Origin of the sequence: Modestobacter sp. L9-4, assembly GCF_019112525.1 — a bacterium.
Classification (GTDB): domain Bacteria; phylum Actinomycetota; class Actinomycetes; order Mycobacteriales; family Geodermatophilaceae; genus Modestobacter.
The window spans coordinates 2985510-3007371 of sequence record NZ_CP077800.1 but is presented as its reverse complement, the minus strand read 5'-3'; the positions used below and the strand labels follow the sequence as shown (position 1 = coordinate 3007371).

General features: G+C 74.2%; 18 protein-coding genes and 1 tRNA gene. 7 read left to right on the top strand and 12 right to left on the bottom strand.

The window, feature by feature from the left end:
- Positions 1-71: 71 nt before the first annotated feature.
- The 6 genes from KUM42_RS14130 to KUM42_RS14105 form a co-directional block, all read right to left on the bottom strand.
- Entirely contained in the window at positions 72-1187 is a 1116-nt protein-coding gene (locus tag KUM42_RS14130) for a resuscitation-promoting factor (RefSeq protein ID WP_237493166.1), read from the bottom strand.
- Positions 1188-1543: 356 nt separating this feature from the next.
- Complete coding sequence (locus KUM42_RS14125) at positions 1544-2383, bottom strand: hypothetical protein (protein WP_237493165.1); 840 nt, start codon at positions 2381-2383, stop codon at positions 1544-1546.
- A 147-nt stretch (positions 2384-2530) separates the two neighbouring features.
- Positions 2531-3397 carry a TatD family hydrolase gene (locus KUM42_RS14120; protein ID WP_237493164.1) on the bottom strand — a complete coding sequence of 289 codons (867 nt, stop codon included), beginning with the start codon at positions 3395-3397 and terminating at the stop codon, positions 2531-2533.
- A gap of 28 nt (positions 3398-3425) precedes the next feature.
- Positions 3426-5249: a methionine--tRNA ligase gene (gene metG / locus KUM42_RS14115; protein ID WP_237493163.1), complete on the bottom strand. Its 1824-nt coding sequence runs from the start codon at positions 5247-5249 to the stop codon at positions 3426-3428.
- Between the two features lie 46 nt (positions 5250-5295).
- Positions 5296-5952 carry a hypothetical protein gene (locus tag KUM42_RS14110; protein WP_237493162.1) on the bottom strand — a complete coding sequence of 219 codons (657 nt, stop codon included), beginning with the start codon at positions 5950-5952 and terminating at the stop codon, positions 5296-5298.
- 102 nt (positions 5953-6054) lie between these two features.
- Positions 6055-7563 (bottom strand): amino acid permease, encoded by a 1509-nt coding sequence (locus KUM42_RS14105; protein WP_237493161.1) that lies wholly within the window; start codon positions 7561-7563, stop codon positions 6055-6057.
- Positions 7564-7721: 158 nt separating this feature from the next.
- On the opposite strand from KUM42_RS14105, the gene corA reads away from it, so the two are divergent.
- Both corA and KUM42_RS14095 read left to right on the top strand, forming a co-directional pair.
- Positions 7722-8813 (top strand): magnesium/cobalt transporter CorA, encoded by a 1092-nt coding sequence (corA, locus tag KUM42_RS14100; protein WP_237493160.1) that lies wholly within the window; start codon positions 7722-7724, stop codon positions 8811-8813.
- A 125-nt stretch (positions 8814-8938) separates the two neighbouring features.
- On the top strand, positions 8939-9823 hold the full coding sequence (locus tag KUM42_RS14095) for a DUF559 domain-containing protein (RefSeq protein WP_237493159.1): 885 nt from the start codon (positions 8939-8941) through the stop codon (positions 9821-9823).
- A 214-nt stretch (positions 9824-10037) separates the two neighbouring features.
- On the opposite strand, the gene rsmI is transcribed toward KUM42_RS14095, so the two are convergent.
- Entirely contained in the window at positions 10038-10877 is an 840-nt protein-coding gene (gene rsmI / locus KUM42_RS14090; RefSeq protein ID WP_237493158.1) for a 16S rRNA (cytidine(1402)-2'-O)-methyltransferase, read from the bottom strand.
- Between the two features lie 94 nt (positions 10878-10971).
- Here rsmI and KUM42_RS14085 point away from each other — a divergent pair, with 94 nt between their 5' ends.
- On the top strand, positions 10972-12495 hold the full coding sequence (locus tag KUM42_RS14085; protein WP_237493157.1) for a dolichyl-phosphate-mannose--protein mannosyltransferase: 1524 nt from the start codon (positions 10972-10974) through the stop codon (positions 12493-12495).
- A gap of 204 nt (positions 12496-12699) precedes the next feature.
- On the opposite strand, the gene KUM42_RS14080 is transcribed toward KUM42_RS14085, so the two are convergent.
- The 5 genes from KUM42_RS14080 to KUM42_RS14060 all read right to left on the bottom strand — a co-directional run bounded on the left by KUM42_RS14080 (position 12700) and on the right by KUM42_RS14060 (position 16965).
- Positions 12700-12773, bottom strand: a tRNA-Ala gene (locus KUM42_RS14080).
- 112 nt (positions 12774-12885) lie between these two features.
- Complete coding sequence (locus tag KUM42_RS14075; protein WP_237493156.1) at positions 12886-13590, bottom strand: hypothetical protein; 705 nt, start codon at positions 13588-13590, stop codon at positions 12886-12888.
- A 228-nt stretch (positions 13591-13818) separates the two neighbouring features.
- On the bottom strand, positions 13819-14379 hold the full coding sequence (locus KUM42_RS14070) for a GNAT family N-acetyltransferase (RefSeq protein ID WP_255557587.1): 561 nt from the start codon (positions 14377-14379) through the stop codon (positions 13819-13821).
- A gap of 58 nt (positions 14380-14437) precedes the next feature.
- Complete coding sequence (gene glp / locus KUM42_RS14065) at positions 14438-15934, bottom strand: gephyrin-like molybdotransferase Glp (RefSeq protein ID WP_237493155.1); 1497 nt, start codon at positions 15932-15934, stop codon at positions 14438-14440.
- Positions 15935-16032: 98 nt separating this feature from the next.
- A complete protein-coding gene (locus KUM42_RS14060; RefSeq protein WP_237493154.1) occupies positions 16033-16965 on the bottom strand; it encodes a UTP--glucose-1-phosphate uridylyltransferase in 933 nt (310 codons plus the stop codon).
- A 26-nt stretch (positions 16966-16991) separates the two neighbouring features.
- On the opposite strand from KUM42_RS14060, the gene KUM42_RS14055 reads away from it, so the two are divergent.
- From KUM42_RS14055 to KUM42_RS14040, 4 genes are all read left to right on the top strand, one after another.
- Positions 16992-17573: a 5-formyltetrahydrofolate cyclo-ligase gene (locus KUM42_RS14055; RefSeq protein WP_237493153.1), complete on the top strand. Its 582-nt coding sequence runs from the start codon at positions 16992-16994 to the stop codon at positions 17571-17573.
- A 79-nt stretch (positions 17574-17652) separates the two neighbouring features.
- Positions 17653-18981 carry an SLC13 family permease gene (locus tag KUM42_RS14050; RefSeq protein WP_237493152.1) on the top strand — a complete coding sequence of 443 codons (1329 nt, stop codon included), beginning with the start codon at positions 17653-17655 and terminating at the stop codon, positions 18979-18981.
- A gap of 9 nt (positions 18982-18990) precedes the next feature.
- Positions 18991-20244 (top strand): CaiB/BaiF CoA-transferase family protein, encoded by a 1254-nt coding sequence (locus KUM42_RS14045; protein WP_237493151.1) that lies wholly within the window; start codon positions 18991-18993, stop codon positions 20242-20244.
- Positions 20241-21761 carry a carboxyl transferase domain-containing protein gene (locus tag KUM42_RS14040; protein ID WP_237493150.1) on the top strand — a complete coding sequence of 507 codons (1521 nt, stop codon included), beginning with the start codon at positions 20241-20243 and terminating at the stop codon, positions 21759-21761. Before KUM42_RS14045 ends, KUM42_RS14040 begins: the two co-directional genes overlap by 4 nt.
- Positions 21762-21862 lie beyond the last annotated feature (101 nt).

The following is a 21862-nucleotide window of genomic DNA, read 5'->3' as shown; positions in this document are numbered from 1 at the left end:
TCGGCCGAGCCGGCGAGGGACGAGGAGGACGTGGTCCTCCGTGCCGTGGCGGAGGGCAGCGAGGCCGTCCATCAGTCGCTCAGGTGGCTGCCGCAGCCCCACTGGCCGGCCCCACTGCGGGCGTACAGCATCTGCGCCCGCATCGTCTGCTCCTCGACCGAGGCGGCGGCGGGGTCACCGCTGCCGCCCACGCCCGCCCAGGTCTGGCGGGAGAACTGGTAGAGGCCGCGGTAGGTGCCGCTGGCGCTGACCGCGTCGGGGCGGCCACCGGACTCGCAGCGGGCCAGCGCGGCCCAGTTCAGCCCGTCGCCGCCGGACGGTGCGGCGGCCTCGACGGTCGCGGCCTCGGGCTTCGGCTCGGGCTTCGGCTTGGGCATCGTGCCCACGGAGACCTGCTCGGGGACCGGCTTCTTGGTCACCTGGGTGGAGACCTGCTCGCGGGCGGTCTCGACGCCGTCGGTCACGGTGACGCGCCAGGTGGTCGTGCGGGCACCCGGGACGCCCTCCTGGGTGACCGTGCGGTCGCCCACCAGCACCGCGGGGTCCGGGGTCTCGACGGTCTCGAAGTCCAGCGGCTGCACGTCGCTGACCTCGTCGACCGACACCCGGGTGACCTGCAGGACCATGCCGGTCAGCAACGGCTGCGCCGGGTACAGCGAGGTGCGATCGGTCGCCGACAGCGCGATGCCCTGCTCGGCGAGCAGTTCCCCGGCCGTGGCGGCGGTGGTGGTGACGACGCGTTGCTGGCCGTCGGCGATCAGCCGGACGTCCTTGCTGGTGGTGATGGCGAGGTCCATGCCGTCCAGCGGCACGCGCTCGCTGCGGTCGGCCGACAGCTGCAGCTGGTCGGCGCGGTAGCCCAGCTCGTCCAGCGCGCCGTCCACCGACAGCGCGGTCGTGTAGACCTCGCTGCGGACGCCGTCGACGGTGAGCGTCAGCGGGCGGGCGCGGTTGACGACGATCGTGTCCCCGTCGTTGACGTCGGCGCCCAGCGAGGGCAGCACGACGTCGTGGGCGGCGGGGGTCAGCCCCTCGTCGGCGAGCACCTCAGCGGCCGTGCCGGCGTAGGTGCTCACCTGGCGCGACTGGCCGTCGACGGTGAGCGTCAACGACTTCTCCGCCGCGAAGTAGGCGGCGACACCGCCCACGAGCCCCAGCAGGACCAGGACGAAGAGACAGGACTTCAACGATCGGCGCACAACACATCCAGGTCAGCAGGACCCGGGCAGGGGAACCGGGCCGCAGGCGGTGGGCGCCGCCGTGAGGCGGCTCCCGGGAGCTGGCGAACCCGTCGTCGTCGCGGTCCGGGGGGTCACCCCGGCCGTGCACGACCACCTGGGTGTTCCCCACCCCGGCTGTCGGTCACGACACGATAACGAACGGCCTCGCTGACACAACCGTGCCGAGTCAGCAGATCAGCAGGTCGACAAGTCGTTCCGCAGGCACGCCGACACCGAACGTGACACTGGACGGCGTGTTGGCGCGTCGTCCAGCCAGGGCCACGGTGGGCAAGGCCACAGCCTCACCCCGCCCGTGCGGCCGCTCAGGCCAGTGCGGCGGCCGCCTGGCGCAGCGGACGCAGCCAGGTGAGCAGGAAGGAGGCCACGGCCAGCCCGGCCGCCAGCGCCCCGAACCCACCGGCGACCAGCGCCACGGGCAGCAGCGCCGTGCCGCTCCGGGTCACCTCGTCACCGGTGTCGACGCCGGCGATCAGCAGCAGGACGCCCAGCGGCACCAGCGCCAGCACGCTGGCGGCGGCCACCACGAGGTGCGCGGTCCAGGTGCGCTGCGCCTCGTCGACCGGCAGGTCGGCGCCCTCGGCCGGCAGCGGGCGGAACAGCACCCGGGCCAGCGCCACCTCCGCCAGCGCCCACCCGACGACACCGGTGACCACGAGGGCGGTGGTCGCGGCGTCGGACAGGTGCCCGGCCGACCCGAGCAGGACGGCGGTCACCAGCTCCCCCACCACCACCGCGCGCATGCTCCACAGCAGCACGAGCGAGACCTGCTCACCCCGGCTGGGGCGGCGGGCGGGCCGGGAGGTGGTCCAGCGCGGCCGCGGCCGGGTCACCTCGGCCAGCAGCACGCCCGCCAGCAGGCCCACCGCCAGCGCGGGCAGCCAGAGGAAGACCGACGCCTCGGCGAACAGCACGACGCTGGCGACGATGCCGGCCGCACCGAACAGCCAGCCCAGCTGACGCACCCGGCGGCCGTGCGCGGCCTGGCGGGACAGCTCGGCCGACCCCGCCGGGGTGAGCGCGACGAACCCGACCGCGGCGCTGGCGACCGCGCGGCGGCCGGCAGCCAGCGACCAGGCCCGGGCCAGTGCGGCGGCCGGGACCAGGAGGGCGACGAAGAGGACGAACGCGATCAGGCGGCCCACGTCCTCAGTGTCCCCCTCCCGGCGCGGTCGTGACCGTCCCCGGGCGCGTCGTCCTGCGGCCGACCGCTCCACCGTGGCCCGGCCTGCGGGGTGCGGGGTGAGGGCTCCGTCCCGGGGCCCGCCCCGGGCGAGCAGGACGGGGTCCTCCTACCAGGGGCCGAAGACCCGCTCGGCGTTGACGGTGAGCTGGGCGCACAGCTGCTCGAGGTCGGTCCCGGTGACCTCGGCCAGCGCGCGCACGGTCAGCGGCACCAGCCGGGCGGCGTTGGGCCGGCCCCGGTGCGGCATCGGGGTCAGGAACGGCGCGTCGGTCTCGGTGAGCAGCTGGTCCAGCGGGGTCATGGCCGCGGCCTCCCGCAGGTAGCCGGCGTTGCCGAAGGTCAGGGTGCCGGCGAAGCTCAGCACGTACCCCCGCTCGATGCACTGCCGGGCGAAGGCGGCGTCGCCGGAGAAGCAGTGGAAGACCGTGTGCTCCGGCGCCCCCTCCTCCTCGAGCACCCGGAGGATCTCCGCGTGCGCGTCCCGGTCGTGGATCTGCAGCGCGATGCCGTGCCGCTTGGCGATGTCGATGTGCGCCCGGAACGACTCCTCCTGGGCGGCCCAGCCGTCCTCGCCGGTGCGGTACCGGTCCAGGCCGGTCTCCCCCACCGCCCGCACCCGCGGCAACGCCGCGAGCCGGTCGATCTCGGCCAGTGCGGCCTCGCTGGCCGAGCCCGCCCCCGCGTCGTTGGGGTGCAGCGCGACGGCGGCCAGCACCTCGGGACGGCGGTGCGCCAGCGCGGCCGACCACTGCGAGCTGGCGACGTCCACCCCGGTCTGCACCAGCCGCGGGACGCCGACCGCGACCGCCGCGTCGATGGCCGCGTCGACGTCGGCGTCCTCGGGACGGCGGTCCTCACCGCCGACGGCGAAGTCGAAGTGGGTGTGGCTGTCCACCGCCGGGCCCGGCAGCGGCTCCGGTGAGGGGACCGGCTCACCGCGCTTGTTCGCCCGCGCGGACGACGACCGGCTCACCGCGCGGCCGTGCCGGCAGTCGTGCGGGTCACGCCTCGCCGTCCGTGCGGGTGCCCTGCCCCGTCTCGGCCAGCCGGGCCAGCTCCTCGTCGACGATCGAGGGGTCGAGCTTGGTGAACACCGGCGTCGGCGCGGCCAGCGGCGTCCCGGCCGGCGGCAGCGGGGTGGAGGCCCAGACGGCCTGCCCCTGGTCGTAGGGCCCGGTGATGATCGGGTACGGCGAGCCGTCGTCGAGGTCCTCGGTCTCCACGACCTGCGGCGCCACCGACCAGACGCCCGTACCGCCCAGCAGCTCGTGCACCTTCTGCGAGGAGTGCGGGAGGAACGGCGTCAGCAGCGTGTTGCAGTCCTTGATCGCCTGCAGCGCGGTGTGCAGCACGGTGTCCCGGCGGGCCGGGTCCTCCTTGAGCTTCCACGGGGCCTGGTCGGACAGGTACTTGTTGGCCTCGCCGACCACCCGCATCGCCTCGGTGGCCGCGGCCTTCTGCCGGTTGCGCCCCAGCAGCTCGCCGATCACCGGGAAGGCGCCGGAGGTGGTGGCCAGCAGCGCACGGTCGGCGTCGGTGAGCTCGCCGGGCGTGGGCACGGCACCGACGTTCTTGGCGGCCATCGACACCGAGCGGTTGACCAGGTTGCCCCAGCCGGCCACGAGCTCGTCGTTGTTGCGGCGCAGGAACTCCGCCCAGGTGAAGTCGGTGTCCTGGGTCTCCGGGCCGGCCACGGCGATGAAGTAGCGCAGCGCGTCGGCGTCGTAGCGGGCCAGGAAGTCGCGCACGTAGATGACGACGTTGCGCGAGGAGGAGAACTTGCGCCCCTCCATGGTCAGGAACTCGCTCGACACGACCTCGGTGGGCAGGTTGAGCGCCCCGTAGGAGCCCGGCGCCCCGCCCTTGTCACCCCCGCCGTTGTAGCCCAGCAGCTGCGCCGGCCAGATCTCGGCGTGGAAGACGATGTTGTCCTTGCCCATGAAGTAGTAGGCAGCCGCGTCCGGCGTCTGCCACCACTGCCGCCATGCCTCCGGGTCACCGGAGCGGCGGGCCCACTCGATCGAGGCCGACAGGTAGCCCACGACCGCGTCGAACCAGACGTAGATGCGCTTGTCGTTGCGGTCGCGCCAGCCGTCGAGCGGGACGGGCACGCCCCAGTCGATGTCTCGGGTGTAGCTGCGCGGCTTGAGGTCCTCCAGCAGGTTCACGCTGAAGTTCAGGACGTTGGAGCGCCAGTTGGTGCGGGTGGCCAGCCAGTCGCCCAGCGCCTTGGCGAACGCGGGCAGGTCGAGGAAGTAGTGCTCGCTCTCGACGAACTTCGGCGTCTCGCCGTTGATCCGGCTGACCGGGTTGATCAGGTCGGTGGGGTCCAGCTGGTTGCCGCAGTTGTCGCACTGGTCGCCGCGGGCGCCGTCGTAGCCGCAGATCGGGCAGGTGCCCTCGATGTAGCGGTCGGGCAGGGTGCGGCCGGTCGAGGGGCTGATCGCGCCCAGCGTCGTCTTCGGGAAGACGTAGCCGTTCTTCAGCAGCCCCAGGAAGATCTCCTGGCTGACGCTGCGGTGGTTGACCGTCGTCGTCCGGGTGAAGAGGTCGTAGCTCAGCCCGAGGCTGGCCAGGTCGTCGACGATGATGCGGTTGTTGCGGTCGGCGATCTGCCGCGGGGTGATCCCCTCGGCGTCGGCGGCGACCGTGATCGGCGTCCCGTGCTCGTCGGTGCCGCTGACCATCAGCACCTTGTCGCCGCTCATCCGGTGGAACCGGCTGAAGACGTCGGAGGGGACGCCGAAGCCGGAGACGTGTCCGATGTGCCGCGGGCCGTTGGCGTAGGGCCACGCGACGGCGGTGAGGATGTGCCGATCTGTCACGGCACGAGGGTAGTGAGGCCTGTCCACCCGCTTCCCGGGGGCGGGCTCAGCGGGAGCCGGTGACCGCGGCCGTGGTCGGTGCCGGACCGTCCGCGGGGGCGCCCAGCACGGCGACCCCGGCCAGCGCCAGGCCGATGCACGCCAGGGTCGCGACCTGCAGCCCGCGGTGCTGCGGAGCGGCCGGGGCGCGCCGGGCCGCCCGGGGCCGCCCACCCGCGGCGACCCAGGCCTGCGCCGAGGGAGCCCCGGCCAGCAGCAGCTTGCCCGTCGGGACGGCGAGCGCCAGCAGCGCCAGGGCGGGCACCGGCAGGCCGACGTCGGCGGTGACCGCGACGAGCCGGACGCCGTCCGGGCCGAGCAGGCCGAAGACGGCGAGCGCGAGGAAGGCGCCGATCTCGGCGACCGCGACGCAGACGAGCAGCCGCCGTCCGGCCCCGTCGACGAGGACGGCCCCGGCACCGGCGGACAGCACCACCCAGCCGGCGAGCACCAGCAGCGTGCCGGCCATGGCCGGACCGGACAGGCGGGCGCCGCCGGCGAAGAGGCTACCCAGGCCGGTCAGGCCGAAGGCGAGCAGGCCGAGGGACTCCACCACCGACAGGACGCCGGCCGCGGCGACCGGCAGCGGGACGCGCTGGGGTCGGGTGGGCCGGTGGGCCGGCGCCGCCGGGAGGCGGGGGGCGTCGAGGACGGCGCTGGGCACGGGACTGCTCCTGACCGGTGAGGGGTGTCACCGGTCAGGTCGTCCCGCGCGGGGCCGGGCAGCAGGTGCCCGGCCGGGCACCTCACCCGCAGGGGTGAGGGATCAGCGCTCCCCGCCGGCCTGCTGGCCGGCCGCCTTCCGCTCGGCGGCACCGATCGCGGAGAAGCGCGAGTGCCGGCGGCCGTAGGCGAGGTAGACGACGACGCCGAGGACCATCCACCCGACGAAGCGGATCCAGCTCTCGGCCGGGAGGTTGAGCATCAGCCAGAGGCTGGCCAGCGCCGACACGATGGGCAGCACCGGCACCAGCGGCACGCGGAACGGCCGGTCCAGCTCCGGCCGGGTCCGCCGCAGGACGACGACGCCGATCGACACGAGCACGAAGGCGAACAGCGTGCCGATGTTCACCAGCTCGGCGAGCTCGCTGATCGGGAAGAAGCCGGCGAGCAGCGCGACCACGATGCCTGTGCCGATGGTGATCCGGTACGGCGTCCCGTACTTCGGGTGCACCTTCGCCATCGCCGGGGGCAGCAGGTGGTCCCGGCTCATCGCGAACAGCACCCGGCTCTGGCCGAGCATCAGGATCATGACCACGCTGGTGAGCCCGGCCAGTGCGCCGACCGAGATGAGGCTGGACACGAAGGACAGCCCCACGGACCGGAACGCATCGGCGAGCGGGGCGGTCACCGAAAGCTCGGAGTACTTCTGCATGCCCACCACGACCAGCGACACTGCGACGTAGAGCAGGGTGCAGATCGCCAGCGACCCGAAGATCCCGCGGGGCAGGTCGCGCTGCGGGTTCTTCGTCTCCTCGGCGGCGGTGGCCACGATGTCGAAGCCGATGAAGGCGAAGAAGACCAGTGCGGCCGCGGCGATGATGCCGCCGACCCCGAAGGTGCTTGGCGTGAAGCCGGCGATGACCTGGATAAGCGGCGCGGCCAGCCCGCCCTCGGACTCCCCGGACTCGGCCGGCGGGATGAACGGCGAGTAGTTGCTCTTCGTCAGGTTGAAGACGCCGACCACGATGACCAGCGCGACGACGACCAGCTTGATGCCGACGATGATCGAGGTGACGCGGGACGAGAGCTTGATGCCCAGCACCAGCACGCCGGTCATCAGCAGCGCGATCAGCATGGCCGGGATGTTGACCGTGGCGTCCTCCCCCGCGATGGAGGTCGACAGCGGGATTCCGAGGTCGCCGAGCAGCTGGTTGAGGTAGCCCGACCAGCCGACCGAGACCGTGGCGGCGCCCAGCGCCAGCTCCAGCGTGAGGTCCCAGCCGATGATCCAGGCGACCGCCTCGCCCATCGTGGCGTAGGAGAACGTGTAGGCCGACCCGGCGACCGGCACGGTCGAGGCCAGCTCGGCGTAGCAGAGCGCTGCCAGCGCGCAGACGAGCCCGGCGATCACGAACGAGATCGCGACCGCGGGGCCGGCGGTGGTCTTCGCGGCCTCACCGGTCAGCACGAAGATGCCGGTGCCGATGATCACGCCGACGCCGAAGACGGTGAGGTCCAGGGCGGAGAGGTTCTTCTTCAGCTGGTGGTCGGGTTCCTCGGTGTCGCGGATCGACTCCTCGACGCTCTTGACCCGGGCCTTGTTGGCGGCCACGGAACCCCCCTCTCGGGCGGGCGGCGCGCCGTCCACCGTCCCGCTGGTGATCAACTGTGCGCAGGAGCGTCCCACGTCGGCGCACATCCCGCAGACCTACGCTCGGCACCGATCAGCAGGGTCGCCGACCTCGCGCACGACCAGACCAGGAGGTGCCCGTGACCAGCACGGACAGCACCCGCTCACGACTCCCCCAGATGCACCGCCGCCCCCGCCCGGTGGGGGCGCCGAGCCTGCCGGCCACCCAACGGGAGGGCAGCGACTTCGTCATCGACTGCGCGGTCTACGTCGACGGGCAGCGCCAGGCCCCGGTGGCCTACGACGAGGCGCTGCGCGCGGCGGTCGACAAGGGCGGCTTCGTCTGGCTGGGTCTGTACGAGCCGACCCAGGCCGAGCTCGAGGGGGTCGCCACCGTCTACGGCCTGCACCCACTGGCCGTCGAGGACGCCGTCGAGGCTCACCAGCGCCCGAAGCTGGACAACTACGACGACAGCCTGTTCATGGTGCTCAAGACCGCGCGGTACGTGGAGCACGACGACCTCACCGCCACCAGCGAGGTGGTGAACACCGGCGAGGTGATGGTCTTCCTGGGCAGCCACTACGTGATCACCGTGCGGCACGGCGACCACGGCGGCCTCGCCCAGCTGCGGCAGAACCTCGAGGGGCAGACCGAGCTGCTGCAGCTGGGGCCCTCGTCGGTGCTCTACGCCGTCACCGACCTGGTGGTCGACCACTTCGTCGAGGTGGCCGAGGCCGTGGAGGACGACGTCGAGGAGCTCGAGACCTCGGTGTTCAGCCCGTCCCGCACCGACGACACCCCGCGGATCTACCAGCTCAAGCGCGAGCTGATGCAGCTGCGCCGGGCCGTGCAGCCGCTGGAACTGCCGCTGACCAGCCTCGCCGACCGGCCCAACGACCTGGTGCCCGACGCCATGCGGTCCTACTTCCGCGACGTCCAGGACCACGCGATCCGGGTCCGCGACCAAGTGGGCGGCCTCGACGAGCTGCTGTCGAACATCCTGCAGGCCGCACTGGCCCGGATCTCGGTGGCGCAGAACGACGACATGCGCCGGATCTCCTCCTACGCCGGCTTGATCGCCGCCCCGACCCTGGTGGCCGGCGTCTACGGGATGAACTTCGACAAGATGCCCGAGCTGCACTGGACCTTCGGCTACCCCTTCGCCCTGGCCCTGATGGCCGCCCTCTGCTGGCTCCTCTACCGCGGCTTCAAGCGCAACGGCTGGCTCTAGTTCCCGCGCCCGCCGCCGTTGTGCGCTCACGGCTGTCTCCCCGCAGCTGAGGCAGCCGTGAGCGCACAACAGCGGGCTGTGGACGACGGCAGCGCGACCGCCGTGCGATCCGGCACCGTTGCCCGGTGCCCGTCCCGGCCGCCGTGCCCGACCAGCTCCGTCGACGCCCCTTCCTCGGCACCGCCGCGACGTCGGCCGGGCTGTCGACCCCGGCGCGACTGCGCAGCAGCTCGTGGCGACGACTCTTCCCCGACGTGTACGTGCACGCGGACGTCGAGCTGACCCACGAGCTGCGGGTTCGGGCGGCTGTGCTGCGGCACCCCGACGCGGTGGTGAGCGGCCGCAGCGCCGCCGTCCTCTGGGGTGTGCCGATGGCCGGTCCGGACGACGACGTGGAGCTCACCTCCTTCCCCGGTGCGCACCCGGTGCGGACGGCGGGCATCCGGATGCGCCGCGCCGACCTCGAGGAGCGGGAGGCCCTCCGGTACGACGGCATGTGGGTGACCAGCCCCGAGGCCACCGCGGTCGAGCTCGCCGGCGGCCCGGACGTCGACGAGGCGGTGGTCGCGGTCGACCAGCTGGTGGTGCTCGGCGGCGCCGACCTCACCGTCGTCCGCCGGCTGGCCGACGCGGCGCTCGGGCCGGGCTGCCGGCGGGCCCGGCGGGCGTGCGCGCTGGCCGACGGGCTCGCCCAGTCACCGCAGGAGACCAGGCTGCGGCTGCTGATGCGGCGAGGTGGGCTGCCGGCCCCGGTGGCCCAGCACCGCGTCGTCCACGGCGGCCGGTTCGTCGCCGACGTCGACTTCGGGTGGCCGGCGCACCGGGTGGCCGTGGAGTACGACGGCCTGTGGCACGCCGAGCCCGGTCAGTTCGCCAAGGACCGGCAGCGGCTCAACCGGCTCACCGCCGCCGGCTGGCGCGTGGTCTTCGTGACCGCCGCCGACCTGTACCGCCCCGACCAGCTGGTCGCCCGCATCGCCGCCGCGCTCGGTCCCACCGTTGTGCGCTGACGGCTGCCTCCGGGCCCGCGAGACAGCCATCAGCGCACAACGGTGGGGGCTTCTTGGCGGCGAGGACGGCGTCGGTGCGCTGACGGCTGCCTCCGCGCCCGGGAGACAACCGTGAGCGCACAACGGTGGCGGCCCCAGGGCTTCTTGCGTCGGTGTGCGCTGACGGCTGCCTCCGGGCCCGCGAGACAGCCGTGAGTGCACAACGGCGCTGGCGTCAGGGCTTCTTGGCGGCGAGGACGGCGTCGTAGACGGTGCGGCGGGGCAGGCCGGTGCGGGTGACGACGGCACGGATGGCCTCCTTGCGGTCGGCGCCGGCGGCCTCCTCGGCGGCGACCTCGCGGGCCAGCTCGGCCGGCGACAGCGTCTCCGGGCCGGCCACCGAGCCACCGACCACCAGCGTGATCTCGCCGCGCACGCCCTCGGCGGCCCACTCGGCCAGCTCGGCGAGGGACCCGCGGCGGACCTCCTCGTGGGTCTTGGTCAGCTCGCGGCACACCGCGGCCTGCCGGTCGGGGCCGAGGGCGGCAGCAGCGTCGACGAGGGTGTCGGCCAGCCGGTGCGGGGACTCGTAGAACACCATCGTGCGCGGCTCGCGGGCCAGCGCGGCCAGCGCCGACCGTCGCTCGCCGCCCTTGCGCGGCAGGAACCCCTCGAAGCAGAACCGGTCGCAGGGGAGCCCGGAGACGGCGAGCGCGGTGACCACGGCCGAGGGCCCGGGGACCGAGGTGACCTCGATGCCGGCGTCGATGGCGGCCCGCACGAGGGTGTAGCCGGGGTCGGACACCGAGGGCATGCCGGCGTCGGTGATCAGCAGCACCGTGGCGCCGTCCCGCATCGCCGCGACCAGGCCGGGGAGGCGGGCCTGCTCGACCGACTCGTAGAAGCTCACCAGCCGGCCGGTGAAGGTGACGCCGAGGTCGGCGGCGAGCCGGTGCAGCCGGCGGGTGTCCTCGACCGCCAGCACCTCCGCGGTGGCCAGCACCTCGCGCAGCCGCGGGCCGACGTCGCCGGGTTGTCCGAGGGGCGCCCCGCCCAGCACGAGTCGTCCGGTCATGGGCCGAGCCTGTCACGCAGGGCTCGTCCGACCCGCCCGCAGGTGCCCGGCGAGTGCCCGGGAGCGGACAGGTCCACTGACTACCCTCACCCCCATGGCGGTGCTGTCCCCCGAGCGGGCCGAGGCGGCACCCGGCGACACGACCCCCCGCCGCTGGCCGCCGCTCCCCCGCCCGCGCCGCGAGCTCGTGCCGCCGCTGCCCACCGACCGGGTGCTGGCCGCGGTGCTCACCACGCTGCTCGGCCTGGCCACGCTCGTCGTCCGGCTGTGGGACATCCGCTACCCGGCCGAGCTGGTGTTCGACGAGGCGTACTACCCGCCCGAGGCCGCCGAGATGCTCGAGTACGGGTACGAGGCCAACCGCGGCTACACGTTCATCGTCCACCCGCCGCTGGGCAAATGGCTGATCGCGATCGGCGAGCAGGTGTTCGGCGACAACTCGCTGGGCTGGCGCGTGCCGTCGGCCGTCGCGGGCGCGCTGGCGGTCGTCGTCCTGACCCGGCTGGCCCGCCGGCTCACCGGTTCGACGCTGCTGGGGCTGGTCGCCGGCCTGCTGCTGGCGCTGGACGGCTTCTCCTTCAGCCTCGGCCGGATCGGCCTGCTCGACGTCTTCCTGCAGCTGTTCGTCGTCAGCGCCGTCGCCTGCCTCGTCGTCGACCGGGACTCCGTCCGCGAGCGGGTGCGCGCGGGCGCCGACCGGGTCGGCACGTACGGCTTCCACCTGGGCCCGCGCAGCTGGCGGCTGGCCGCCGGGGTGATGTTCGGCGCCGCCTGCTCGGTGAAGTGGAGCGGGATCTACTTCCTGGCCTTCTTCGCCGTGCTGTCGCTGTGGTGGGACCGCGCGGCCTGGCGGGAGGCGGGGGTGCGCCGTCCGAGCCTGGTGACGCTGCGCCGCGGGGTGCCCGGCGCGGCGTGGGCGCTGGGTGCGCTCCCGGTGCTGACCTACCTCGCCTCGTTCACCGGCTGGTTCCGCGGCGAGGGGTCGCAGGGCCGGCACTGGGCCGACCAGCACCCCGACACCGCGTACGGCTTCGTCCCGGGTGCGCTGCGCTCGCTGTGGCACATGCACGGCGAGTGGCTGCGGTTCCACAACGGGCTGTCCAGCCCGCACCCGTGGGAGTCCGGACCGTGGTCCTGGCTCGTCGACGGCCGCCCGATCCTGCTGTGGAACCCGCAGGGGCTCACCGACAACGACGGTGGCCAGGTCATCCGCTACATCCTGATGGTCGGGACGCCGACGCTGTGGTTCGCCTTCGCACCGGCGATGCTGTGGCTGCTCTGGCGGATCGTCGCCCGCCGCGACCCCGCCGCGCTGACCGCCGCGGTCGCCATCGCCGCCGGCTGGCTCACCTGGTTCGTGAACCTGGACCGGACGATGTTCATCTTCTACATGGCCCCGGCGCTGCCGTTCTTCGTGCTGGCCGTGGTGCTCGTGCTGGCCGACGTCCTGGGCCCGCCCGACGCCGGGGTGCTGCGCCGCCAGATCGGCCTGGCGGCCGTCTGCGTCTACGTGGCGGTGGTCGCGATGACCTTCGTCTTCTTCTACCCGGTGCTCACCGGGCAGCCGCTCAGCCACGGCGAGTGGCTGCAGCGGATGTGGTTCCCCTCCTGGTTCTAGGGGGGCCTCGCTGGCGTCCGCGGCGCTGTCCGGCGGGCGCCGGTCGCTCGCCTGCGCCCAGCAGACACGGCCGCCTCGGCACGAGCCTGACGCCGAGGGTGGCGGCGCAGCGGGCTCCGGCGGCCAGGACCGTCGAGCCCGGGCTCACGACACGGGCCGGGAACGACGTCAGGCCGGGTCCGTGAGGACCCGGCCTGACCAGGGTGGAGCTGAGGGGAATTGAACCCCTGACCCCCTCGATGCGAACGAGGTGCGCTACCGGACTGCGCCACAGCCCCTTGCGTCGAACAGCTTACCGTCCGACCCCTCCGGCCCCCTCACGGGGGGCCGGCCCCCTCGCAGGCCCCCCGCCGCGAGCTCGCTCGCGGCGGGGGGCGAGGGGGTCCTCCGTCAGCCGTTCGCGGCCCGGCGCGGGGCGTAGGTGTCGATCTCGGCGAAGCCGATGTCGTCGTCGTCGAGCCCGACCACGGCGCTGTGCTGCCACCCGGCCGGGGCCGGTGTGCGGGCGGCGACGACCCGGCCCGGCCGCAGCGGGTGGACGGGGGCCAGCGGCATGCTCGGGTGCACCGGGCCGGTCTCGGTGGCGACCAGCGGGGCGGCCAGCGGCGCGGACCGCGGGGCCGGCGCCGGGGCGGCACGACGCGGAGCCGGGGCGCGCATCGGCGGGCGCTGCGCGGCCCGGGCGGCCCGGCGCGCGGCGGCGCGGTGCTCGCGCTTGGCCGCGGCACGCAGCACCGCGAGGTAGCCGACGAGGGCCACGTCGAGCAGGACCTGCGGGGCCCACAGCCACGACCGGTAGGTCAGCGCGCCGACCAGGGCGAGCACGGCGAGGGCGAACAGCCCGGCCAGCGTGCGCCGGCGCACGGCGTGCACGTCGACCTTCAGCTCACCGCTGCTGCGCAGCTGCGCGCGGTCGATGGTCACCCGCTCGGTCTCCGCGTGGACCACCGGGTCCACGGGACGACGTCGCTGCAGGGTCCGGCCCGACCCGGCCGATGCGGTACCGGCGTGCGAGTCGCCGCGGGTGACCACCATCGGCACGAGCACCACGAACCACAGCACGACGAGAGCGGCCAGCAAGACGCCCGAACCCACCACGAACACCTCGATCCATCCCTGGCACAACGGAAGGACCCCATCCCTGGGGCACCACGAGTCACATCAGTCACTCGGGAGTCACGGTAAGGGCGGGAACTGCCGATGTCGGGGACGCGACCGGTGTGTCGGCGTGGTCCGGACGACGACGTGGCGTGTACCCGTCCACCTGCGGTCTCGAAGTGGTAACGGGTGGTCACGGAACCGGCACGGTGTGCACCCGGGTCGTCAGGACGGGACGCGGGACCGCCAGCGGGCGAGCACGCCGCCGGGCACCTCGCCGGCGAGCAGGGCGTACCCGAGGTGGTCCCGCCAGGCGCCGTCGATGTCCAGGTAGTCGTGGAACAGCGCCTCCTGACGAAAGCCCAGCCGCTCGACCAGGCGCCGGCTCGGCCGGTTCTCCGGCCGGATGTCGGCCTGCAGCCGGTGCAGGCCGACCGGACCGAAGGCGTGGTCGCAGACCAGCGCCACGGCCAGCGAGGCCACGCCGCGGCCGGCGACCGCGGAGTCCACCCAGTAGCCCAGGTGCCCCGACCGCAGGGCCCCCCGCACGACGTTGTCCACCGTCACCTGGCCCACCAGCCGGCCGTCGTGCCGGATGGCGAAGGGCAGCGAGGTGCCGGCCCGGGCCCGCCGGGACGTCGCCCGGCGCATGCTGCGGTAGACCGCCGAGGTGTGCCGCTCGGGCCACGGCACGGTGCCCGAGGGCTCCCACGGGCTCAGCCACTGCTCGTTGGCCGTGCGCAGCCGGGACCACTCGCGCGCGTCGGACCGCTCGAGCGGGCTCAGCTCGACCGTGCCCCAGGCCAGCCGGGCGGGCCAGCCGGGGTGCAGGACGGGGTCCAGCTCAGCCGCCGAGCAGCATGGGCATGACCGTCACCAGACCGCCGGCCGCGACCTCGGTGACGTCCTCGTCCACCACGATCAGGCAGTTCGCGCGGGCCATCCGGGCGAGCATCGCCTGGTCGCCGTCACCGATCGGCTCCACCACGTAGCCGCCGTCGGGGTGGCGCATGACCTGCCCGTGCAGGTACTGCCGGTAGCCCAGCGGGGAGAGCAGCTGCTCGGCCGCGACCGCCTGCACGGTGCGCCGGAAGAGCTGGCGCTTGCCGAGCATCAACCGGATCGCCGGGCGCACGAACACCTCGAAGGCCACCAGCGCCGCGACCGGCTCGCCGGGGACGCAGATCACCGGCACGCCCTCGGGGCCCAGCCGGCCGAAGGCGTGGACCGGGCCGGGGTGCATCGCCACCTGCGTGAAGGTCAGCCCGCCCAGCTCGTCGAGAGCCTCCTGGAGCAGGTCCGGCCCACCGTTGGCGAAGGTGCCGGCGATGAGGACGACGTCGCTGCGGAGCATCTGGCCCTCGAGCAGCTCGACCATCCGGCGGCGGTCGTTGGGCATGATCCCGGCGCGGTAGGCCTCGGCCCCGGCGTCCCGGGCGGCGGCGGCCAGCGCGTAGCTGTTGACGTCGACCTGCTGGCCGGGCCCGGCGATGCGCCCGACGTCCACCAGTTCGTCACCGGCGCACAGGACGGCGATCCGCGGCCGGGGGCGGACGGCGACGCGCTCGCGGCCGACGGCGGCCAGCAGGCTGATCTGGGCCGGGCCGACAGGTGTGCCGACCTGCACGGCGACGTCCCCGGGGGCGACGTCGTCGCCGATCCGGCGGACGTAGCTGCCGGAGGCGAGCGCGGCGTAGACGGCGACCCGGGCCAGGCCCTGGTCGGTCCAGGCGGCGGGGACGACGATGTCGGCGCCGGCGGGCATCATCGCGCCGACGGCGACCTTGCGCGCCAGGCCCGGGCCGATCGCGGTCGCCTCACCGGAACCGGCGGTGCTCTCCCCCACCACGTGCAGGGCGACGGGGCTCTCGACGGTGGCGGTCGCGACGTCGGCCGAGCGGACGGCGTACCCGTCGAGGCCGGCCTGGTCGAAGGAGGGCAGTGCGCGTTCGCTGGTGACCAGCTCGGCGCACAGCAGCCCCTGGGCGTCCAGGACGGCCAGCTCGATCGGCTCGGGGGTGCGCACCGCGCCGAGGATCTCGTCGAGGTGGTGCTCGACGGTGCGCAGCCGGACGCCGGAGACGTCGACCGAGCCGGTGTCGGCCAGCGGGTCGGGGGAACGGTCGCCGGTGGCGATCGCCGGGGAGGGCACCCGGTCGGAGGAGAACACCGACCGGTCGACCTGGACGGTGTCGTGCGTGACCACCGGCGCGGGGCCGGAGACCTGGTTCTCCCGGGGCGGGGGGATGAGCCCGCCGGACACCACCCCGCCCTGCCCCAGGTCCAGCTGGCTGGTGTCCCGGCTGCCGCCGAACCACCCACGCGTCGTGCCGTCGGTCATGCCCGCCACCGTCGTCGCTCCCTCCACGGCCAGAGATCGGCCGGACCCGCCGCTCGACGGACCTCTCAGGGAGCGATGGTGCCTCCTGACCGGGTCGGTCAGGCCGGCGACGCGCCCTCGGTGGGCAGGTCTGTGACGAAAGACCGCAGCCACGGCCCGAAGTCCGGACCGAGGTCCTCGCGCTCGACGGCCAGCTGGACGACGGCCTTGAGGTAGTCGAGCTTGTCGCCGGTGTCGTAGCGGCGGCCGGAGAAGACCACGCCGTGCACCGGGACGCCGTCCTCGACCAGCTTCAGCAGCGCGTCGGTGAGCTGGATCTCCCCGCCGCGGCCGGGCGGGGTGGCCCGGATGGCGTCGAAGACCTCGGCGGGCAGCACGTAGCGGCCGATGATCGCCAGCGAGCTCGGCGCCTCGCCGGCCGGGGGCTTCTCGACCATGCCGGTCACCCGGAACACCGGGTCGCCGGAACCGGACACCTGCGCGTCCTCGACGGCGACCGCGCCGTACTTGGAGATGTTGTCCGCGCCCACGTCCAGCAGCGCGATGACCGCGCCGCCGTGCTCGGCCTGGACGGCGAGCATCTGCTCCAGCAGCAGGTCGCGGGCGTCGATGATGTCGTCGCCGAGCAGCACCGCGAAGGCCTCGTCGCCGACGAAGGCGGCGGCCTGCAGCACCGCGTGGCCCAGGCCCTTGGCCTCGCCCTGGCGGACGAAGAAGACCTGCGCGACGTCGGTGGACTCGTTGACCGCGTCGAGGCGGGCCTGGTCGCCCTTCTTCTCCAGCGCCGCCTCGAGCTCGGGCGTGCGGTCGAAGAAGTCCTCGATCGCGCCCTTGTTGCGGCCGGTGACCATGAGGACCTCGTCGAGCCCGGCGCGTGCGGCCTCCTCGACGATGTACTGCAGGGCAGGCCGGTCGACGACGGGCAGCAGCTCCTTGGGCACCGCCTTGGTGGCGGGCAGGAAGCGGGTGCCCATCCCGGCGACCGGGATGACGGCCTTGACGGTCGGACGCGGCTCGGAAGGGCTCGACATGCGGCGAGGGTAGCTAGCCTGCCGCCGTGTCCGACTCCCCCGTCGTGGTGAACGCCAAGGCGACGCTGCGCACATCGGGCCTGGCCAGGCGGTCCGCCCGACCGGCCGCGGAGCGCGCGGCGGCCGCCGACGCGCTGGCCACCGCCCTCGCCGGCGCCCCGGTCGTGCGGGCCGCCGGCGTGGTCGCCGGGTACGTCCCGCTGGCCGAGGAGCCCGGCGCCGGCCGGCTGCCCGCGGCGCTGCCCGGCCGGGTGCTGCTGCCCGTGGTGCCGCCCTGGGGCCGCGAGCTGTCCTGGGCGGAGGCCGCCGGGGAGCTGGTGCCGGGCCGCTTCGGGCTCCTAGAGCCGGGCGGTCCACGGCTGCCGGGCAGCGCCCTGGCCGCCGCCGACGTCGTCGTCGTCCCGGCGCTGGCGGTCGCCGCCGACGGCACCCGGCTGGGGCGCGGCGGGGGGTACTACGACCGCGCGCTGCGCCACGCCCGTCCCGACGCCGTGCTGGTGGCGGTGGTCTTCGACGACGAGCTGCTCGAGGACCTGCCGGCCGGGGAGCACGACCGCCGGGTCGACGCCGTCGTCACGCCGTCCGGCGGCTGGCTGTGCCTGGGCTGAGCGGTCCGGGCGATCATGAGAGGGTGACCCACGTCTCCGGGTGACCACCCGGCCGCAGCGACGACGCCGTGGGAGAACCGTGTCACCCGAGATCATCTCCATCCTGGCGCTGGTCGCGATCTTCGCGATCGCCACCGTGCTGCCGATCAACATGGGCGCCCTGGCGTTCGTGGCGGCCTTCCTGGTGGGCACGCTCGCCGTCGGGATGAGCACCAACGACATCCTCGAGGGCTTCCCGGCGGGGCTGGTCCTGACGCTGATCGGCGTCACCTACCTGTTCGCCATCGCCCAGAACAACGGCACGGTCGACCTGCTGGTGCGCGGGGCGGTGAAGCTGGTGGCCGGCCGGGTGGCCCTGATCCCCTGGATCATGTTCGCCGTCACCGCCGTGCTCACCGCGATCGGCGCCCTCTCCCCCGCCGCGGTCGCGATCGTCGCGCCGATCGCGCTGGGCTTCGCCGCGAAGTACCGGATCAACCCCCTGCTGATGGGCATGATGGTCGTCCACGGCGCCCAGGGCGGCGGGTTCTCCCCGATCAGCGTCTACGGCGTCACGGTGAACAAGGTCGTCGCCGACAACGGCCTGCCCGGCAGCCCGCTGACGGTCTTCCTGGCCAGCCTGGGCTTCAACATCGCCATCGCGGTCGTGCTGTTCCTGGTGTTCGGTGGCCGGCAGCTGCTCAGCCGCCGGGTCGGCGACGAGGTCGCCGCCGAGCGGGAGCTGGCCTCCGCCGGTGGCGCCGGGCAGGTCGTCAAAGGCCACGGGGTGCGCACCACCGGGGACGCCGACGACGAGCCGTCCACCGGGCGGATCACCGCCGAGCAGGTCCTCACGCTGGTCGGGCTGCTGACGCTGGCGGTGCTGGCGCTGGCCTTCGACCTGGACATCGGCTTCGTCTCCATCACCATCGCGACCGTGCTGGCGCTGTTCTCCGCCGCCCGGCACAAGGGCGCGGTCATGCAGATCAGCTGGTCGACGGTGCTGCTCATCGCCGGTGTGCTGACCTTCGTGTACGTGCTGCAGGAGGCCGGCACCATCGAGTACGTCGGCGAGTCGGTGACCAAGCTGGGCAGCCCGCTGCTGGTGGCCCTGCTGCTGGCCTACATCGGTGCGGTGGTCTCGGCGTTCGCCTCCTCCACCGCGATCCTCGGTGTGGCCATCTCGCTGGCCGTGCCCTTCCTGCTCGACGGGTCGATCGGTGCCGTCGGGGTGGTGGCCGCGCTGGCCGTGGCCGCGACGATCGTCGACGTCAGCCCGTTCTCGACCAACGGTGCGCTGGTGCTGGCCAACGCCCAGGACATCGACCGCGACCGGTTCTACAAGCAGATGCTGGGCTACTCAGGTGCCGTGGTGGTCATCGGACCGCTGGTGGCCTGGCTGGTCTTCGTCGTCCCCGGCTGGCTGTAGGAGGCTCTCGTGACCGGACCGCTGGACGGCGTGCTCGTCGTCGACCTGACCCGGGCCCTCGCCGGGCCGCACGCCGGGATGATGCTCGGCGACCTGGGAGCCCGGGTGGTCAAGGTGGAGAGCCCCGGCAGCGGCGACGACAGCCGCGGCTGGGGCCCGCCGTTCGTGGACACCGACTCCGGCCGGGAGTCGACGTACTTCTTCTCCGCGAACCGCAACAAGGAGTCGATCACCCTCGACCTCAAGGACGAGGCGGACAAGCAGGTGCTCACCGAGCTGGTGCGCCGCGCGGACGTGCTGCTGGAGAACTTCCGCCCCGGCACGCTGGCCCGCCTCGGCTTCGGCACCGACGTGCTCGCCGAGCTCAACCCGCGACTGGTGCAGCTGTCGATCAGCGGCTTCGGCCACGACGGCCCCGAGGGGCAGCGGGCCGGCTACGACCAGATCGCCCAGGGCGAGGCCGGGCTGATGTCGCTGACCGGCTCGGGCCCCGACGACCCGCAGAAGGTCGGCGTCCCGATCGGTGACCTGCTCGCCGGGATGTACGGCGCCTACGGGGTGCTGGCGGCGCTGCTGGAGCGCGAGCGCACCGGCCTGGGCCAGGTGGTGCGCACCTCGCTGCTGGCCGCCGTCGTCGGTGTGCACGCCTTCCAGGGCACGGCCTACACGGTGGCCGGCCAGGTCAACCGCGGGCAGGGCAACCACCACCCCTCGATCGCCCCCTACGGGCTGTTCCGCTGCGCCGGGGGCAGCGTGCAGCTGTCCTGCGGCAGCGAGGGCCTCTGGAAGCGGCTGTGCACCGAGTTCGGTCTGGACCCCGCGGCCGAGGGGTTCGCCACGAACGGCGAGCGGGTCGGGCACCGCGCCGAGCTGATCGAGCTGCTGGAGCGCACCTTCGCCGACATCGAGGCCCCCGACCTGCTGGCGCGCCTGGACGCCGCCGGGGTGCCGGCCGGCAAGGTGCGCACCCTGGACGAGGTCTATGCCTGGGAGCAGACCCTGTCCCAGGGCCTGGCGATCAGCGTCGACCACCCGACCGCCGGCCCGCTGACCCTGCCCGGCCCGCCGCTGCGGTTCTTCGCACCCGGCCCGGACGGCGAGGTCGAGACCACCCGCACCGAGCACGCTCCCCCGCCGGTGCTCGGCGCCGACGGCGACGCGCTGCGCGCCTGGCTGTCCCGGCCCGACGGCGTCCCCCAGCCCGACGGCGTCCCCCAGCCCGACGGCGAGGGTGCCGACGTCGAGGACGGGCACGCCACGTGACCCCGGCGCGGCTGGACGCCCGCTCGCTGCGTGACCTGGTGCTCGACCCGGGCTCGTGGCGGTCGTGGGACACCCCCGTGCCGCCCCGCGCGGTCGAGGACGCCTACGCCGCCGAGCTGGCCCGGGCCGTGGCGAGGACCCAGCAGGACGAGGCGATCGTCACCGGCGAGGCGACGCTGCGCGGCCGCCGGGTCGCGGTGGTGGCCGGTGAGTTCGGCTTCCTGGCCGGCTCGATCGGCACCGCGACCGCCGAGCGGCTGATGGACGCGATCGAGCGGGCCACCGCCGAGGGGCTGCCACTGCTGGCCGCCCCGGTGTCCGGCGGCACCCGCATGCAGGAGGGCACCGTGGCTTTCCTGCAGATGGTCGGCATCACCGCCGCGATCGCCCGGCACAAGGAGGCGGGGCTGCCCTACCTCGTCTACCTGCGCGGCCCGACCTTCGGCGGGGTGCTGGCCTCCTGGGGATCGCTGGGCCACGTCACCATCGCCGAGCCCGGCGCGGCGATCGGCTTCCTGGGCCCGCGGGTCTACGAGGCGCTCTACGGCGAGCCGTTCCCCGAGAACGTGCAGACCGCGGAGAACCTGGCCGCGCGCGGGCTGATCGACGGCGTCGTCCCGCACGCCGAGATCGCCGACGTCGCCGACCGGGCCCTGCGGGTGCTCGCGGCACGGGCGACCTGGCACCGCGACGCCACGGTCGCCCCGCCCGACCCCGACGACGGCACGGACGCCGACGACCCCGAGGACGGCCGCAGCGCCTGGGACGTCGTGACCGCCTCCCGCCGCGCCGACCGCCCCGGCGTGCGGCAGCTGCTGCGCACCGCGGCCACCGACGTCGTCGCGCTCAACGGCACCGGCGCCGGGGAGTCCGACCCCGGGCTGCTGCTGGCGCTGGCCCGCTTCGGCGGCGCCCCGTGCGTGGTGCTCGGTCAGGACCGGCGCGGGCAGTCACCGACCGCGCCGCTGGGCCCCGGTGCCCTCCGGGAGGCCCGGCGCGGCATGCGGCTGGCCGCCGAGCTCCGGCTGCCGCTGCTCACCCTCATCGACACCCCCGGCGCCGCGCTGTCGGTGGCCGCCGAGCAGGGCGGGCTGGCCGGGGAGATCGCCCGCTGCCTGTCCGACCTGGTCACGCTGCCCGCACCCACCCTGGCCGTGCTGCTCGGTCAGGGCACCGGCGGCGGCGCGCTCGCCCTGGTGCCGGCCGACCGGGTGCTGGCCGCGGCCAACGGCTGGCTGGGCCCGCTGCCGCCGGAGGGCGCCTCCGCGATCGTGCACCGCGACGTCACACACGCCGGGGAGATGGCCGCCGCCCAGGGCATCCGGGCGACCGACCTGTGGCGGGCCGGCATCGTCGACCGGGTCGTGCCCGAGCGTCCCGACGCCGCCGACGAGCCGACCGAGTTCTGCCGCCGCCTGGGCCGCGTGCTGGCCCAGGAGCTGGCCGGGCTGCTGGGCCGCGACGACGTCGAGCGGATGCGCAGCCGCACCCGCCGCTGGCGCCACCTCGGCACCTGACCCACCCCGCGGCGCTCGGGGTCTCCCTCCGTCACACGAGGTGAGTTCGATGGCGCACAACGGGATTGGTGATCTCGGCTGGCGGGCACGGCTGTCCCCAG